The following is a 15,813-nucleotide window of genomic DNA, read 5'->3' as shown; positions in this document are numbered from 1 at the left end:
TCAGGATGGGGCGTCTTGTGCGGTCAGTTCGATGCGCTCGGCGGGCAGGTCGGTGGCCATGCGGTCCACCTGGGCGGTCAGCGCGTGCTCTCCATCGGCAAAGCGCTGGGCGATGTTGCGGAATTCCTCGGACAGCGCCAGGAAGGCGTCCACCATGTCGGGATCGAAATGGCTGCCGCGGCCGTCGCGGATGATTTCCACGGCCACCTCGTGGGGAAACGCCTCCTTGTAGACGCGCACGGAGATCAGCGCGTCGTACACATCGGCCACGGCCATCAGCCGCGCGGACAACGGGATGGTGTTGCCCACCAGCCCCTCGGGGTAGCCCGAGCCATCCCACTTTTCCTGGTGGCTGTAGGCGATCTCCTTGGCGTAGCGGAAGAACGGGTTGGTCTGCGAAGCCTCGCGCTCCGCCGCCACGATGGCGTCGCGCCCCAGCGTGGTGTGGGTCTTCATGACCTCGAACTCTTCGGGCGTGAGCTTGCCCGGCTTGAGCAGGATGCGGTCCGGGATGCCCACCTTGCCGATGTCGTGCAGCGGCGCCGACTTGAAGATCATCTCGATCGCCGCCTCGGTGAGCTCCTCGCTGAAGCGCGGATGGTGCTGCAGCTTGCGCGCCAGCACTTCCACGTAGTGCTGGGTGCGGCGGATGTGGTTGCCGGTCTCGTTGTCGCGCGTTTCCGCCAGCGAGGCCATGGCGCGGATGGTGCCGTCCTGCAGCTCCACCACTTCACGCGTGCGCCGGGCCACTTCGTCCTCCAGGTACTGGTTCTGGCGGGCCAGCAGGTCACGGGCGCGCTTGAGCAGCAGGTGGTTGCGCACCCGCGCCAGGGTGATGGCGGGGTTGATGGGCTTGGTGATGTAGTCCACCGCACCGAGCTCCAGGCCCACGGTCTCGTCGTCCGATGCGCTCATGGCCGTGAGGAAGATGACCGGGATGTCCTCGGTGTCGGGGTTGAACTGCAGGCGGCGCAGCACCTCGTAGCCGTCCATCTCGGGCATCATGATGTCCAGCAGGATCAGGTCGGGTTTGCCGTCGCCCGCCACGATCTGCAGGGCCCGCTCGCCGCTGTTGGCCAGCTTGACCTTGTAGTCGGGGCGCAGCAGGCCGCTCATCACCGACAGGTTGTCGGGCATGTCGTCCACCACCAGCACCGTGCATTTGCCGCTCGTTTCCATGGGATTGCTCATGATGTGGGTCCTCCTTGTATCGCGGGGCCGGGCAGGGGGGCTGCACGCAGCAGCGCCAGTGCGTCGGTGAAGATGTAGCTGTCCAGCGCGCGCTTCATCTCGCCGTAGACGGGGCCGAGCAGCGCCTTGAGGGCGGGGCCCGAGTCCTTGAACAGTTCCACGGCGTCCGAATCGTCGTCCGCCAGCAGCGCCTCCAGGCGCGCGAGCAATTGCTGCGCCTCTGCGGCGTCCACCGGTGCCTGCTGGGCCGTGGCCTCCTCTGTGGGCAGTGCGCTGCGCAACGCGGCCACCAGGGCCTGACAGGCAGTGTCCACCGGCTCCAGCAGCGTGTTCACCACCTGGACATCGGCATCGGCCGCAATCGCGTGCTCCACCACCTCGGCCAATTGGGCCAGGGGCGCGGCGCCGATGGTGCCCGCAGTCCCCTTGAGGGTGTGCATGGCACGCAGGGCATCTTGCCGCTGGCCGGCAGCAAGGAGGGCGCTGGTGTTCTGCGCTGCGGCCGCCTGGCCGGCCACGAACTTGCGCAGCAGGCTCTCATAGGCAGCGGGCTTGCCCAGCACCCGGCGCAGGCCGGCGGCTGCGTCCAGCCCCTCGATGCGGGCCAGGGCTTCAAGGGCGAGCGCAGGCTCGTCCGCCGGCACGGACGCTGCGGGAGCCAGGGCCCCGGCACGCGCAGGCACCCACTGCAGGAGCTGCGAAAACAGCTCATCGGGGTCGATGGGCTTGGCCACGTGGCCGTTCATGCCGGCGGCCAGGCAGCTGTCGCGGTCGCCGCTCATGGCATTGGCCGTCATGGCCAGCACGGGCAGCTTGTGCCAGTCGGGGTTCTCGCGGATGTGCCGCGTGGCAGTCAGGCCATCCATCACCGGCATCTGCATGTCCATGAGCACGATGTCGTAGGCGGCGCGCTGCTGCAGCATGTCCAGCGCCACCTGGCCATTCTCGGCCACCTCCACCACCAGCCCGGCGTCGCCCAGCAGGTCGGCGCCCACCTGCTGGTTCAGGTCGTTGTCGTCCACCAGCAGCACGCGGGCACCGCGGATGGGGCCGAGGTCGGGCGCCGTGGTCCGCCGCGTTGCTGCGCGGCTTGCCAGGCCGGCATCCTGCACCCCACCCAGGGCGCGGATGGCCGTGTCGAACAGTTGGGACGGGCTGACCGGCTTGGTCAGCATCAGGGCAATGCCGGCCTTCTCCAGCTCGCGGAACACCTCTTCGCGGCCATGCGCGGTGACGATCACAGGTACCGGCGGGTGGGGCAGCAGGGCCAGTTGGGCGGCTGTCTGAAAGCCATCCAGCCCCGGCATTCTCCAGTCGAGAAACGCGATCTCGCAGGGCAGACCCGCAGCATCGGCATCGCGTGCCGCGGCAATCGCCTCCTCGCCCGAGGCGGCCGTGGTCACGGCAAAGCTCATGCTGGCCAGCAGGCCCGAGAGGATCTGGCGCGCCTGTTCGCTGTCGTCCACCACCAGCACGCGGCGCCCGCGCAGGTCGGGCTCGGGCATGAGCGGGCGCGCCGAGGGCGTGCCCAGCCCCACCCGGGCGGTGAACCAGAAGCTGCTGCCCTGCCCGGGCGTGCTGTCCACGCCCACCTCGCCGCCCATCAGGCCCGCCAGCTTCTTGGAGATGGCCAGCCCCAGCCCGGTGCCACCGTACTTGCGGGTGGTGGAGGTGTCGGCCTGCTCGAACGAGCGGAACAGCCGCGACTGCTGCTCGGGCGTGAGGCCGATGCCCGTGTCCTGCACTTCGAAGCGCAGCAGCAGGCCATCGGCATCGCGCGCCACTTCGAGCACGCGCACCACAATCTCGCCGGTGTCGGTGAACTTTACGGCATTGTTGCCATAGTTCACGAGGATCTGGCCCAGTCGCAGCGGGTCGCCCAGCAGGTCGTCAGGCAGGGCCGGGTCCACGTCGAACATCAGCTCCAGGCCCTTGGCCGAGCATTTGTCGCCGATCAGGTTGGCCACGTTGTCCAGCACGCCGCGCAGGCCGAAATCGACGGTTTCCACTTCCAGCTTGCCGGCCTCGATCTTGCTGAAATCGAGGATGTCGTTGATCAGGCCCAAGAGGTGCTGGCCCGAGCGCTGGATCTTCTCGACATAGTCGCGCTGGCGCGGCGAGAGGTCGGTGGTGAGCGCCAGGTGGCTCATGCCGATCACGGCGTTCATGGGGGTGCGGATCTCGTGGCTCATGTTGGCCAGAAAGTCCGACTTCATCTGCGAGGCATCTTCGGCGCGGGCGCGGGCCACCTCCAGCTCTTCCTCATGCTCGCGCAGGGTGGCGTTGGCCTGTTCCAGTTCCTCGGTGCGCTGCACCACCCGGGCTTCGAGCACCTCTTCGCTGCGCTTCAAGGCCTCCACCAGCTCGGCCTGCGCGGCCATGGCCAGCGACTTGGCCTTTTCGCGCTTGAGGAACTGCCGCCCCATGGCCACGGCCAGCAAAAAGGTGAGCAGCGCCTGGAAGGCCGTGAGGCCCGTGGTCAAAAGGGTCTGGTGCTGCACTTCGGCGTTGCGCTGGTCGCCCAGCAGCGCGGAAATGCGCGAGGCATTGAGCGACAGCTCCTGCACCGTCGCGCGCAGATCCACCAGGCGCTCGCGCAGCATCCGCATGTTGGTCTGGCTGGTGCGCACGTCGGCAGCCAGGCCAAAATAGCTGTCGCCGGCCTGGACGAACTGCTGCAGCTCTGCCAGGGCCTTGGCATAGATCGGCTCGTGCTGCATGAGGGTGCGCGCGGTGCCGCTCTCCAGCGCGCTGAAGCGGCTCAGGAACAGGTCGTAGCGCAGCTGCAGCGCGTCCATCGAGGTGCTTTCGGGGTCGAACTCGTACTGGTGCAGCGCGTGGTCCAGCCGCTCATGCTCCACATTGAGCTGCAGGAAGGACCACAGGGCGTTCACGTCGCCGCGGCGCATCACGGCTTCGACGCTGCGGTACTGGTGGTACTGGACGGCCGCAATCGACACGTAGACCACCACCAGGCTGGCGATGATCAGGGGCAGGAGGTGCTTGCTGCGCAGCATGGGGACCCCACTAGTGTGCTGTCCGGCGTGCTGTCCGGCAAATAGATGACCGCGATAAAACCGATGGATTTCGCGCCAGGGCAAGGCGCAAACCGCATCGATAGCCGCAGCTATCGAGAGGATTTGCAACGCAGCCCTGGTGTGAAAGATGCGGTTTTATGGGCATTTATTTGCCGGACAGCACACTATCTGATCTGCAGGGTGCTGAGCTGCCAGGCAGAACGGTTGTAGTACAGCTCGGTGCGCAATTCGGCCTTGGTATCGAAGGGGAAGATGATGAACAGCGGGCCCTTCTCCCGGATCGGCATGGGGCGGTCGTTCATGAGCCGGGCCACGATCACGTCGTGGCGCGAGGCATCGTCGAACGGTATCTCGGTCTTGTAGTCGTTGAGCGCCACCGCCGTGATCTTGCTGCCCTTGGCGCCTGCAGCCGCGAGCACGTCGCGCAGCAGCGGCCCGGTGAAGGTGACGGGTTTGGGGTACCAGGGGGTCTGGGTGGTGAAGCTCTTCTGGGGCAGCTTTTCGAGCATCTTCATGTCGAACTGGGCCTTGTCCCCCTGGTTGGTCTTGCTGACGCCGCCCTGGACGGTCAGCACCACAGGCCCTGCGGGCTTCTCCAGCGTCTGCGCCTGGGCTTGAAAAAGCGTGCACGCCGCCACCAGAACGCCTGCTGCCAGGCGTGACAACGGGCCAGTGGCCCCCTTCGCATCGGTCATGGTGTTCCCCCTCGCCAGCCTTTGCGGCCGTTTCTATGTGGAGTTATAACAGCCGGCGCAGATTCTTGCATCCACGAAATGACCATATCGTGCCGGATGGAGGGCTGCGCCAACCGTGGGCAGGGAAGGGGGTGGGTCTTGCCTGGGAGCAATGCGGGCCCGCTGTTGTCCGGCCGGCAGGAGGTGGGGGTGCTTTCCGTCAGCCGCCGGCCACGGCACCCTGTGCCCGCAGGTCGGCCACCTGGGCATCGGAGTAGCCCAGCTCCTGCAGCAGCGCGGCCGTGTGCTCGCCCGCGCGCGGCGGCTGCAGGCGCACCCCGGGGCGCATGCCGCCCAGCGTGAGGGGCAGCAGCGGCACCTGGGATTCGGTGCCGTTGTTCAGGCGGATGGGTGCCAGGCCCCCGCTTTGGTTGAGGTGCGGGTCGTCGAACAGCTCCTCGGGCTTGGTGATCGGGGCGAATGGCAGTTCGTTCGCCTCGAAGATGGCCGCCAGTTCACCTGCGCTGCGCTGTGCCAGGTGCGAGCGCAACTGGGGCATCAGCCAGTCACGCGCCTGCACGCGGTCGTTGTTGGTTTTCAGGCGCGGGTCGGCCAGCAGTTCGGCAATGTCCAGCGCTTCGCAGAAGATGGCCCACTGCTTGTCGCTCACGGCGGCCAGGAAGATCTGCTCGCCATTCTTCACCGTGAACACGTCGTAGATGGCCCAGGCAGAGATGCGGCTGGGCATGGGCTTGGCCGCCTTGCCGGTGCTGGCGAACTGCATCATGTGCTGGGCCACCAGGAAGACGTTGTTCTCGAACAGCGCCGACTGCACCTCCGAGCCCTCGCCGGTCAACTCGCGCTGGCGCAGCGCCGCCATGGCGCCGATGGCCCCGAACATGCCGCCCATGATGTCGTTGACGCTGGTACCCGCGCGCAGCGGGTCGCCCGGGCGTCCGGTCATGTAGGCCAGGCCGCCCATCATCTGCACCACCTCGTCCAGGGCCGTGCGCTGCTCGTAGGGGCCGGGCAGAAAGCCTTTGTGGCTCACATAGATCAGGCGCGGGTTGAGCTTGCGCAGCGAGGCGTAGTCCAGCCCCAGCTTGGCCATGGTGCCGGGCTTGAAGTTCTCGCTCACGATATCGGCCGTGGCGATCAGGCGCAGCGCGGCCTCGATGCCCTCGGGTTTCTTGAGGTCAAGCGCAATGCTCTTCTTGTTGCGGTTGAAGGTGGGGAAGAACCCCGCGCCCGAGCCCAGCAGGTGGCGCGTGCTGTCGCCCTCGATGGGCTCGACCTTGATCACCTCGGCGCCCAGGTCGGCCAGCACCATGCCGCAAGTGGGGCCCATGACCATGTGGGTGAACTCCACCACGCGGATGCCGGCGTAGGGCAGGGGCTTGTCGTTCTGGCCGGCCTCAGACATGGCGGGCTCCCTGTTGCACGAAGCCCTTGGGCAGTCCGGCCTCGGGCGTCATGCCGTACACGGGCTCCCGGGGCAGGCCTGCCACCAGCGGGGCGCGCGCCTGCATCAGCCGCTGCAGGTCGATGCCGGTGGTGATGCCGCTGGCCTCGAACATGAACACCAGGTCCTCCGTGACCACGTTGCCCGAGGCACCGGGCGCATAGGGGCAGCCACCCAGGCCGCCCAGCGAGGCATCGAAGGTGCGCACGCCTTCCTCGTACGCCGCCAGGCAGTTGGCCAGGCCCAGGCCGCGCGTGTTGTGCATGTGCACCGCGCCGGCCTTGTCGCCCAACTCGGCACGAAGGCGCCTGAAAAGCCGGCGCACCTGGGCCGGGTTGGCATAGCCCACGGTGTCGGACAGGCCCGACTCGTCGGCACCGGCCTCGACGCACTGGGCCGCCAGCCAGATCACCTCGTCCTCGGGCACCAGGCCCTGCAGAGTGCAGCCGAAGGCGGTGGAAATGCCGGCCTCCAGCTTCACATGCGGGGCGATGTCGCGGCGCAGGTCCGAGATGGCGCGCACCTCCTCGACCATCTCCTCGCGCGTCTTGCGCACATTGGCCAGCGAATGGGCGGCGCTGGCGGACACCGGCATGGTGAGCTTGTGCACCCCCGCGTCCAGCGCCGCCTGCGCGCCCTTGCGGTTGGGCACCAGGGCCATCACCGTGAGGCCGGGCAGGGTGATGGCGTGGCGCACCACCTCGGCCGCGTCGGCCATCTGCGGCAGCAGCCGGGCGGGCACAAAGGACGCCACCTCGATCTCGCGCACGCCGGCGGCGTAGAGCGCATCGATCCAGCGCAGCTTGTCGGCCGTGGCCATGGTCGCCTTCACGGACTGCAGGCCATCGCGCGGGCCGACCTCGCTGATCAGAACATCGAAAGCATGGGGCACCGGGGTCTCCTGTAGTGTTCTATAAGAAAGAACTTCAATCTGTCTCATGAAATTATGGAGTTCCTCAAAGAGAGGGTCAAGCATTGGCCCGCCAATAAAAAAAGCCGTTCTGCATAACAGAACGGCTTTGATGGCAGTCGACCCGTGACGGGTAAGGGCGCTACGCAGCGAGTGCCGCCGGCTTGCGCTTGCGTGTGGCCTTGGCGGGTGCCGCAGCGGCCGGCATGCCGATCAGTTGCTCCACCAGCAGGCGCACATGGCCCTGCATGGCCGGTATGGCCTTGGCGTCGCCGGCCATGTGCCGCAGCAGGCATTGCTGGAACACGCCATCGAACATGGCGTAGGTGAGGTCGATGGGCGCGCGCACCGGCAGGCCCGCCAGTTCGGACATGCGCGTGAGCACGCGCCAGACCATGTTGGCCAGGCTCTTGTCGATGGCCTCCACGTCGGCGCGCAGGGCGTCCTCGAACAGCGACTGCGAACGGATGTCGTACCAGAGCCGGTGCATGGGCGCCTCGGTGCGCACCGTCTCGCCCAGCACCGCCACGAAGCCATCGACCAGATCGCCGAAGGTGGTGGAATTGTTCGTCACCTCGTCATAGCGCGTCACGCAGCGCGCCTTGTACTGGCGCACGCTGCACAGGATGAGGTCGAGCTTGTCGGTGAAGTAGTAGTGCAGCACGCCGTGCGAGAAGGCGGAGTTCTGTGCGATCTCGCGCAGGCTGGTGCGGGCATAGCCCAGTTCGGCCAGCGTCTGCAGCGCGGCCTCGCCCAGTTCGGCGCGGCGTTCGGCGTATTTGTCACGGCGGGGGGCTCTTTCCATCGCGCCATTGTAGGGACGCCGCAAGCCGATGCCCATGTCTTTTCATGCATGGGCTATGGCAGGTCGATTGAATTTATGACAACTGTCAAGAAAATATCTTGACAGTTGTCAAGTTGATTCCCAGAATCAATCCCGTTCCTCGAAGAACACGATCAGTGCATCAGCGATCGATACCTATCCATCAGGAGACAAAGACATGACGAAGTTCGATTTGACCGGCCGCAAGGCCCTGGTCACCGGTGGCGCGCGCGGCCTCGGTGAAGGCATGGCCCAGGCACTCGCTGCCGCCGGGGCCTCGGTGATGATTGGCGACGTGCTCACCTCGCAGGGCCAGGAGGCGGCGGGCAAGCTGCCGGTGACCGGCGGGGCCAAGGCCGGCTTCGTGAAGCTCGACGTGACGCAGGAGGCCGACTGGGCCGCCGCCGTGCTGGCCACGGTCGACACGCTGGGCGGCTTCGACATCCTGATCAACAACGCCGGCATCGAGGTCACGGCCCTGGTGACCGAGATCGAGCCCGACGCCCTGCGCCGCATGCTCGACGTGAACATCGTCGGCACGGCGCTGGGCCTCAAGCACGCCTTCCGCGCCATGCGCCCGGGCGGCGGCGCCGGCAAGGGCGGGGCGGTGGTCAACATCTCCTCGGTCGCGGCCACCATTGCCTTCCCGGCAATCGCCGGCTACTCGGCCACCAAGTCGGCCGTGGACCGGCTCACGCGCGTGGCCGCCATGGAGTCGGGAAAGCTCGGTTACGGCGTGCGCGTGAACTGCATCTACCCCGGCCTGGTGCCCACCGAGATGGGCATGAAGCTGGCCGCCGACGTGGTGGCCGCCGGCCTGTTCGCGTCGCCCGAGGCGGCCGTGGGCGCCATCATCGAGCAGACGCCCTCGGGCCGCCTGGGCGAGGTGGCCGACATGGCCGATGCCGTGGTCTTCCTGTGCTCCGATGCCGCGCGCTTCATCACCGGCGCCGGCTTGCCGGTCGATGGCGGCATGGGCATGTGAACACAACACCAGGAGACAAGAACATGGCCAACAACACCAAGAAACCCGTCGTGGTCTACGGCGCCTCCGGCTACACCGGCCGACTGGTCTGCGAGTACCTGCGCGAGTACAACATCCCCTTCATCGCGGCCGGCCGCAGCAAGGACAAGCTCGACGAAGCCATGCAATCGCATGTGCCTGGCATCGAAACCGCCAGCTACGAGGTGGTCGAGGTCGCGCATACGCGGGAGGCACTTACGGCGCTGTTCGACGGCGCCTCGGTCGTGCTCAACACCGTGGGGCCGTTCGCCAGGTTCGGCCACGAGGTGGTGCAGGCCTGCCTGGCCGCGAAATGCCACTACACCGACACCACGGGCGAGCAGGACTGGCTGATCACGCTGGAGGCCGAGTACGGCGCACAGTTCGCCGCCGCCGGCCTGCTGCTGTCGCCGGGCCTGGCGCAGATGTACACCACCGGCGAGATCGCGGCCCAGCTGTGCCTGGAGACCCCGGGCCTCGACACCCTGGACATCGCGGTGTTCTGGGGCGGCAGCCCCACGGTGGCCTCCACCCAGACCATTCTGGTCAACGCCGCCACGTCCAAGGCCTATTACCTGGAGCAGAACCAGTATGTGGAATGGCAGCCCGACGCCGGCCTGTACAGCCTGGCCATCCCCGGCCAGCACGAGGCGGCGCTGGCGCTGCCCTGGGGCGGCACCTCGCACCCCGTGTGGTTCAAGAAGGACCCGCGCGTGGCCAACGTCAAGGTGCTGGGCGGCGTGTTCAACAAACCGCTGATGCTGGGCGTGCCGCAGATCGTGGCCGCCGCGCTCAAGGCCACCGAGGGCATGAACGACGACGACCGCTACGCCGCCCTGGCGCAGACAGCTGCCGCCGTCATGGGCTCCATGCCGCCGCGCGAGAACCCACGCATCAACAAGTCGGTGGATTCGGTGCACGCCTCGGGGCCGCTGGCGCGCGCGCACTGCGTGATCTTCGGCAACTGCAACTACAAGCAGACCGGGCTGATGCAGGCCTTTGCCGCCGCCTCGCTGCTGCAGCAGGCGCCGCGCCGTGTGGGCTTTGCCTCGGGCTGCCAGGCCTTCGGCCACCACGAACTGCTGGGCGCGCTGCGCAGCTTCGGCCTGGTGCAGCCGCCGGTGCTCACGGTGCAGCGCTGAGCGGGCCCCGCCATGCGCCTGATCGACTACCTCGACAAGGGGGCCATGCTGGGCGAGGGGTCGCCGTGCCTGACCATGGGCACGGCCGACCTCTCTTACGGCGAGGTGCAGCGCACCAGCCACCGCGTGGCGCGGGCGCTGCAGCGCTCGGGCATTGCGCCGGGCGACAAGGTGGCGGTGCTCTCCAGCAACGACGCCCTGGCCTTTGCCTGCGTGTTCGGCATCTCGCGCGCCGCCGCCGTGTGGTGCCCGGTGAACCCGCGCAACGAGGCGTCCGAGAACCGCTTTGTGCTCGACGCCTTCGACTGCAGTTGCCTGATCTTCCACAGCGCCTATGCGCCGATGGTCGAGCAGATGCGCGCGCAACTGCCCAAGGTGCGCCAGTTCGTCTGCCTGGATGCCGCATTGGAGTGGGCACCGTCCTGGGCGCAGTGGGTGGAAGGCGTGGGCGACGAGCCCATCCCCATCGCCCCCGTGGACGACCTGGCCATGATCGCCGGCACCGGCGGCACCACGGGCCAGCCCAAGGGCGTCATGCTCTCGGGCCGCAACCTGGAGACCATGTCGGCCCTGACCCTGATGGGCTATCCGTTCGAGGGCCGCCCGGTCTACCTGGCCCTGGCACCGCTGACCCACGCGGCCGGGGTGCTGTGTCTGCCGGTGATGGCCCTGGGCGGGCGCGTGGTCATCATGCCCAAGCCCGACCTGGGCGACTTCCTCGCATTGATCGAGCGGCATCGGGTGACGCACACCTTTCTGCCGCCCACGCTGATCTACATGCTGCTGCAGCACGAGAAGCTGGCCAGCACGCGGCTCGATTCGCTGCAGTGCTTCTGGTATGGCGCGGCGCCGATTGCGGCGGCCCGGCTCGAAGAAGCGCTCACGGCCATCGGCCCGGTGATGGCCCAGCTCTTCGGCCAGACCGAGGCGCCCATGATGATCTCCATGATGGCGCCGCGCGAGCATTTCCACGCGGACGGCTCGGTGGCGCGTGAGCGCCTGTCCAGCGCCGGCCGGCCCGGCCCGCTGGTGCAGGTGGCGACCATGGATGCCGACGGCAAGCTGCTTGCCGCAGGCGAGACCGGCGAGATCGTGGTGCGCAGCTCGCTGGTGATGATGGGCTACTACAAGGATGCAAAGGCCTCTGCCGAAGCGGGCAAGGGCGGCTGGCACCACACGGGCGACATCGGCCGGGTGGATGCGGATGGCTACCTGTTCATCGTCGACCGCGCCAAGGACATGATCATCACCGGCGGCTTCAACGTCTACTCGGTCGAGGTCGAGCAGGCGCTGATGCAGCACCCCGACGTGCAGGACAGCGCCGTCATCGGCCTGCCCGACGACAAGTGGGGCGAGAAGGTGGTGGCCGTGCTGCAGCTGCGCCCGGGCCGCACCGTGCAGCCCGACGAGCTGATTGCCTTCGCCAAGGCGCGCATCGGCAGCGTGAAGGCCCCCAAGCACGTCGAGATCTGGCCCGATCTGCCGCGCTCCAAGGTGGGCAAGGTGATGAAGAAGGACATCCGCGCCACGCTGCTGGCGCGGCCAGCGCTTACCTGAGGGACGCCAACATGTCACACAAGGCATTCATCGCGGGCGTGGGCATGGTCCCGTTCGCCAAACCGGGCGCCAACGAACCCTATCCCGTGATGGCGGGGCGGGCCGGTCGACTCGCGCTGGAAGACGCGGGCATCGCCTACGGCGCCATCGAGCAGGCCTATGTGGGCTACGTCTACGGCGATTCCACCAGCGGCCAGAAGGCCGTTTATGGCCTGGGCATGACCGGCATACCGGTCTTCAACGTCAACAACAACTGCTCGACCGGCTCCACGGCGCTGTTCCTGGCGCGCCAGGCCATAGCGAGCGGCGCTGCCGACTGCGTGCTGGCATTGGGCTTCGAGCAGATGAGCCCGGGCGCCCTCGGCACCGTGTTCAATGACCGGCCCAGCCCCTTCGAGGACTTCGACCGCGAGGCTGCAGAACTGGTCGGCATGCCCGAGTTGCCCCTGGCGCTGCGCTATTTTGGCGGGGCAGGGCAGAGCCACATGCACCAATACGGCACGCCGCTCGAAGCCTTTGCCAAGGTGCGCGCCAAGGCCAGCCGCCACGCCGCGCGCAACCCGCTGGCCCTGCTGCGCAAGGAGCTGTCGGTCGAGGACGTGATGAATGCGCCCATGCTCTGGCCCGGCGTGCTCACCCGGCTCATGGCCTGCCCGCCGACCTGTGGCGCAGCGGCGGCAGTGCTGGTGTCCGAAGGCTTTGCCAAGCGCCATGGCCTGCGCACCGATGTGTTCATCGCCGCCCAGGCCATGACCACCGACCGGCCCGATACCTTCGATAGCCACGACATGATGAAACTGGTGGGCTACGGCATGTCGGCAGCGGCGGCGCACCAGGTCTACGAGCAGGCCGGCATCGGCCCCGAGGACCTGGACGTGGTGGAGCTGCACGATTGCTTCGCGCAGAACGAGCTCATCAGCTACGAGGCTTTGGGACTGTGCCCACCGGGTGGCGCGGCCGCCTTCATCGACGCGGGCGACAACACCTATGGCGGCAAGGTGGTCACCAACCCCTCGGGCGGCCTGCTCTCCAAGGGCCACCCGCTCGGGGCCACCGGGCTGGCCCAGTGCTACGAACTCACGCACCAGCTGCGCGGCACGGCCGAGGACCGCCAGGTGCCCGGCGCACGCACCGCGCTGCAGCACAACCTGGGCCTGGGCGGGGCCTGCGTGGTCACGCTGTACCAGTCCGCCTGAAGTCGATCAGGCTGTAGCCGCTGCTTTGCCCCGGGGCCTCGGGGCTGCGGCCGGCTTCGCGCAGTCGGCGCAGCGGCCGTACAGCGTCAATTCGTGCCGTTCCACCGTGAAGCCCTTGGGCGCCAGGTCACGCAGGTCGCCGGGGCAGTCGTGCACGTCGAACACCCGTGAGCACACCGTGCACTGGAAGTGGTGGTGGTGCCCATGCTCGTGCTCAGCCGTTTCGTAGCGCGGGCTTTCTCCCGGCAATTGCACCGCCTGCAGCGATCCATCCTCCAGCAGGGCCTTGATGTTGCGGTAGACCGTGGCCATGCCCAGGCCCTGCACAGCTTCGCGCGCGCTCTCCAGCACTTCCTGGGGCGTGAGCGGGCGTTGGGCGTCTGCAATGGCCGCCAGGATGGCGGCGCGTTGCCGGGTGGATCGTTCCATGGAGTGGGGCCGGGTCGCTGGGCTTGTTGTCGAGAGCCAATTATCAGGGAAAGCACAGGCGCGCACGCCTTCGCCCCGCGCGGCAACTCCCCGAATCCAGGGTCGCAGCATTTTTTCTGCGCCGGGCCACAAATGATATTGATAACGCATTATCATTTGTGACTGAGGAGGTGACCCGGTCTTCCAGTGCCTGCTCATTCCGCTTGCACCGTCCGGGCCTCCCAGGGCGTTGCCCAACCCCATTTCCCCCTGACCGCCATCTCCGATGGAAGGAAGCCCCGTGCTCGAAGCCATTGGCCTGACCAAACGCTACGGCGAACAGACCGCCCTGCACCCCCTCGACCTGTGCATCCGCCCGGGCGAGATCTATTGCCTGCTGGGCGCCAATGGCGCGGGCAAGACGACCACGGTCAACCTGTTCCTGAACTTCATCGCGCCCGACGGCGGCCAGGCGCTGATCCATGGCGTGGACGTGACGCGCGAACCGGTGGCGACCAAACAGTACCTGGCCTACATCCCCGAGCAGGTCAACCTCTACGGTACGCTGACCGGGCTGGAGAACCTGCGCTACTTTGCCGCGCTGGCGCTGGGCGAGCCACCCCCGCGTACGCGCCTGCTGGAGCTGATGGCCCAGGTGGGCCTGGATGCCAGCGCCGCCGACAAGCGCGTGGCCGCGTACTCCAAGGGCATGCGCCAGAAGATCTGGATCGCCGTGGCGCTGGCCAAGGAGGCCAAGGTGCTGCTGCTGGACGAGCCCACCTCGGGCCTGGACCCGCATGCCGCGGCCGAATTCACCACCTTGCTGCAGCGCGCGAGCGAGTCGGGCGTGGCCATCCTGGCCACCACGCACGACCTGTTCCACGCCCGGCAGACGGCCACGCGCATCGGCATCATGAAGCAGGGCCGCCTGGTCGAAAGCCTGGACGGCGCACAGATCAGCGACACCGACCTGCAGGCGCTGTACCTGCAGCACATGCGGGGCACGCCATGATTGGGCTCATCGCGTTCAAGGACCTGCGCGAGCGCCTGCGCGACGGGCGGCTGTACGGGGCCGGCGGCCTGGTCGCATTGCTGCTGCTCACGGCGCTGGCCGTGGGCTATGGCCACCAGCAGGAGGCGCGTGCCGAGCAGGCTGCCGCCCAGAACTCCGACTACCAGGACTGGTTGACCCAGGGCGCGCGCCACCCGCACGACGCGGCGCACCAGGGCATGCATGCCTTCAAACCCGAGGCCGCGCTGGCCCTGCTGGACCCGGGCATCAACCCCTACATCGGCAGCACCGTGTGGCTGCAGGCGCACCGGCAAAGCGAGGTGAAGTTCCGCCCGGCGCAGGACGCCACCGGCCTGCAGCGCTTTGGCGACCTGTCGGTGGGCTGGATCCTGCAGGTGCTGGGGCCGCTCCTGGTCGTGGTGCTGGGCTTCAACGCCTTTGCGGGCGAGCGCGAGCAGGGCATGCTGCGCCAGACGCTGAGCCTGGGCGTGCCGCCGCTGCGCCTGCTGTGGGGCAAGGCACTGGCGCTGGGCATGGCGCTGGCGGTGCTGCTGGCTCCAGCCGCGCTGATCGCCGCGGTGGCCGTGGCGCTGTCCGCCGGCAGCGGCGAGCGCATGGACGCGCTACTGCGCTTTGCCGGGCTGGCGCTGGGCTATGCCCTGTACCTGGCCATCTTCGTCTTCGCCACGCTCGGCGTGTCGGCCGCATCGCGCAGTTCGCGCGTGGCCATCACCGTGCTGCTGGCGCTGTGGATCGCCAATGCCGTGGTGGCGCCGCGCGTGGTGTCCGAACTCTCGCGCGCCGTGTTCCCGAGCCCGACGCGGCTCGAATTCAACCAGGCGCTCGGTGACGACCTCAAGGCCACCTCCGACACCACCTGGATGCAGGCCTTCGGCACCACCGAGCGCTGGAGCAAGGATGTGCCCCTGAACCAATGGGGCATTGCGCTCAAGCTCGACGACCAGGCCAGCTACGCCGTGTACGACCGCCACTTCGGCCGGCTTTGGGACACATGGGAGCAGCAGCAGGGCGTGCAGGAGGCCGGCGGCCTGCTCCTGCCGCTGCTGGCCATGCGCAGCTTTTCGAGCGCCATGGCCGGCACCAACTTCGCGCACCACCGCGACTTCACCACCGCCGCCGAGCGCCACCGGCGCGTGATCCAGGACACCGTGAGCCAGGACCTGGTAGACCACGCCGATCCGCTGGGCCACCAGCACTTCGCCTACCAGGCCAGCCCCTCGCTGTGGGCACGCGTGCCGGCCTTCGCTTACCACGCGCCGCCGGTGGGCTGGGCGCTGGCGCGCAGCGGCACCAGCGCCCTGGTGCTGTGCGCCAGCCTGGCGCTGGCCGTGGCCTTTGCCTGGGCTGCCGTGGCACGGCAGCGGGCGATATAGGAG

General features: G+C 67.9%; 13 protein-coding genes. 6 read left to right on the top strand and 7 right to left on the bottom strand.

Features of this window, described 5'->3' with window-relative positions; translation table 11 throughout:
- From U5N23_RS14765 to U5N23_RS14740, 6 genes are all read right to left on the bottom strand, one after another.
- Entirely contained in the window at positions 1–1,191 is a 1,191-nt protein-coding gene (locus tag U5N23_RS14765; RefSeq protein WP_322593539.1) for a two-component system response regulator, read from the bottom strand.
- A complete protein-coding gene (locus U5N23_RS14760) occupies positions 1,188–4,208 on the bottom strand; it encodes a response regulator (RefSeq protein ID WP_322593538.1) in 3,021 nt (1,006 codons plus the stop codon). Before U5N23_RS14760 ends, U5N23_RS14765 begins: the two co-directional genes overlap by 4 nt.
- 185 nt (positions 4,209–4,393) lie before the next feature.
- Positions 4,394–4,924, bottom strand: a complete 531-nt coding sequence (locus U5N23_RS14755) for a molybdopterin-dependent oxidoreductase (RefSeq protein WP_322593537.1) — start codon at positions 4,922–4,924, stop codon at positions 4,394–4,396.
- A gap of 199 nt (positions 4,925–5,123) precedes the next feature.
- A complete protein-coding gene (locus U5N23_RS14750; protein WP_322593536.1) occupies positions 5,124–6,326 on the bottom strand; it encodes a CaiB/BaiF CoA-transferase family protein in 1,203 nt (400 codons plus the stop codon).
- The gene (locus U5N23_RS14745; protein ID WP_322593535.1) at positions 6,319–7,257 is read right to left on the bottom strand and encodes a hydroxymethylglutaryl-CoA lyase; all 939 of its coding nucleotides are present in this window, start codon (positions 7,255–7,257) and stop codon (positions 6,319–6,321) included. The genes U5N23_RS14750 and U5N23_RS14745 overlap by 8 nt, the downstream gene beginning before the upstream one ends.
- 160 nt (positions 7,258–7,417) lie before the next feature.
- A complete protein-coding gene (locus U5N23_RS14740; RefSeq protein ID WP_322593534.1) occupies positions 7,418–8,080 on the bottom strand; it encodes a TetR/AcrR family transcriptional regulator in 663 nt (220 codons plus the stop codon).
- Between the two features lie 196 nt (positions 8,081–8,276).
- Here U5N23_RS14740 and U5N23_RS14735 point away from each other — a divergent pair, with 196 nt between their 5' ends.
- Genes U5N23_RS14735 through U5N23_RS14720 form a run of 4 tightly spaced genes read left to right on the top strand, consistent with a single transcriptional unit; the run spans position 8,277 to position 12,996 of the window.
- The gene (locus tag U5N23_RS14735; RefSeq protein ID WP_322593533.1) at positions 8,277–9,083 is read left to right on the top strand and encodes an SDR family NAD(P)-dependent oxidoreductase; all 807 of its coding nucleotides are present in this window, start codon (positions 8,277–8,279) and stop codon (positions 9,081–9,083) included.
- A 23-nt stretch (positions 9,084–9,106) separates the two neighbouring features.
- Positions 9,107–10,243, top strand: coding sequence for a DUF5938 domain-containing protein (locus tag U5N23_RS14730; protein WP_322593532.1), 1,137 nt, complete (start codon positions 9,107–9,109; stop codon positions 10,241–10,243).
- Positions 10,244–10,255: 12 nt separating this feature from the next.
- Positions 10,256–11,800: an AMP-binding protein gene (locus tag U5N23_RS14725; RefSeq protein WP_322593531.1), complete on the top strand. Its 1,545-nt coding sequence runs from the start codon at positions 10,256–10,258 to the stop codon at positions 11,798–11,800.
- A gap of 11 nt (positions 11,801–11,811) precedes the next feature.
- Complete coding sequence (locus U5N23_RS14720) at positions 11,812–12,996, top strand: lipid-transfer protein (protein WP_322593530.1); 1,185 nt, start codon at positions 11,812–11,814, stop codon at positions 12,994–12,996.
- Positions 12,997–13,002: 6 nt separating this feature from the next.
- On the opposite strand, the gene U5N23_RS14715 is transcribed toward U5N23_RS14720, so the two are convergent.
- Positions 13,003–13,425, bottom strand: a complete 423-nt coding sequence (locus tag U5N23_RS14715; protein WP_322593529.1) for a transcriptional repressor — start codon at positions 13,423–13,425, stop codon at positions 13,003–13,005.
- Positions 13,426–13,705: 280 nt separating this feature from the next.
- On the opposite strand from U5N23_RS14715, the gene U5N23_RS14710 reads away from it, so the two are divergent.
- Positions 13,706–14,416, top strand: a complete 711-nt coding sequence (locus U5N23_RS14710) for an ABC transporter ATP-binding protein (RefSeq protein ID WP_322593528.1) — start codon at positions 13,706–13,708, stop codon at positions 14,414–14,416.
- On the top strand, positions 14,413–15,810 hold the full coding sequence (locus tag U5N23_RS14705) for an ABC transporter permease subunit (protein ID WP_322593527.1): 1,398 nt from the start codon (positions 14,413–14,415) through the stop codon (positions 15,808–15,810). Before U5N23_RS14710 ends, U5N23_RS14705 begins: the two co-directional genes overlap by 4 nt.
- The last annotated feature ends 3 nt before the right edge of the window (positions 15,811–15,813 follow it).

Source organism: Acidovorax sp., from assembly GCF_034519795.1.
Lineage (GTDB): Bacteria > Pseudomonadota > Gammaproteobacteria > Burkholderiales > Burkholderiaceae_C > Acidovorax.
Note: the sequence above shows the minus strand (reverse complement) of the source record. Positions and strands in the feature narration are given on the sequence as shown.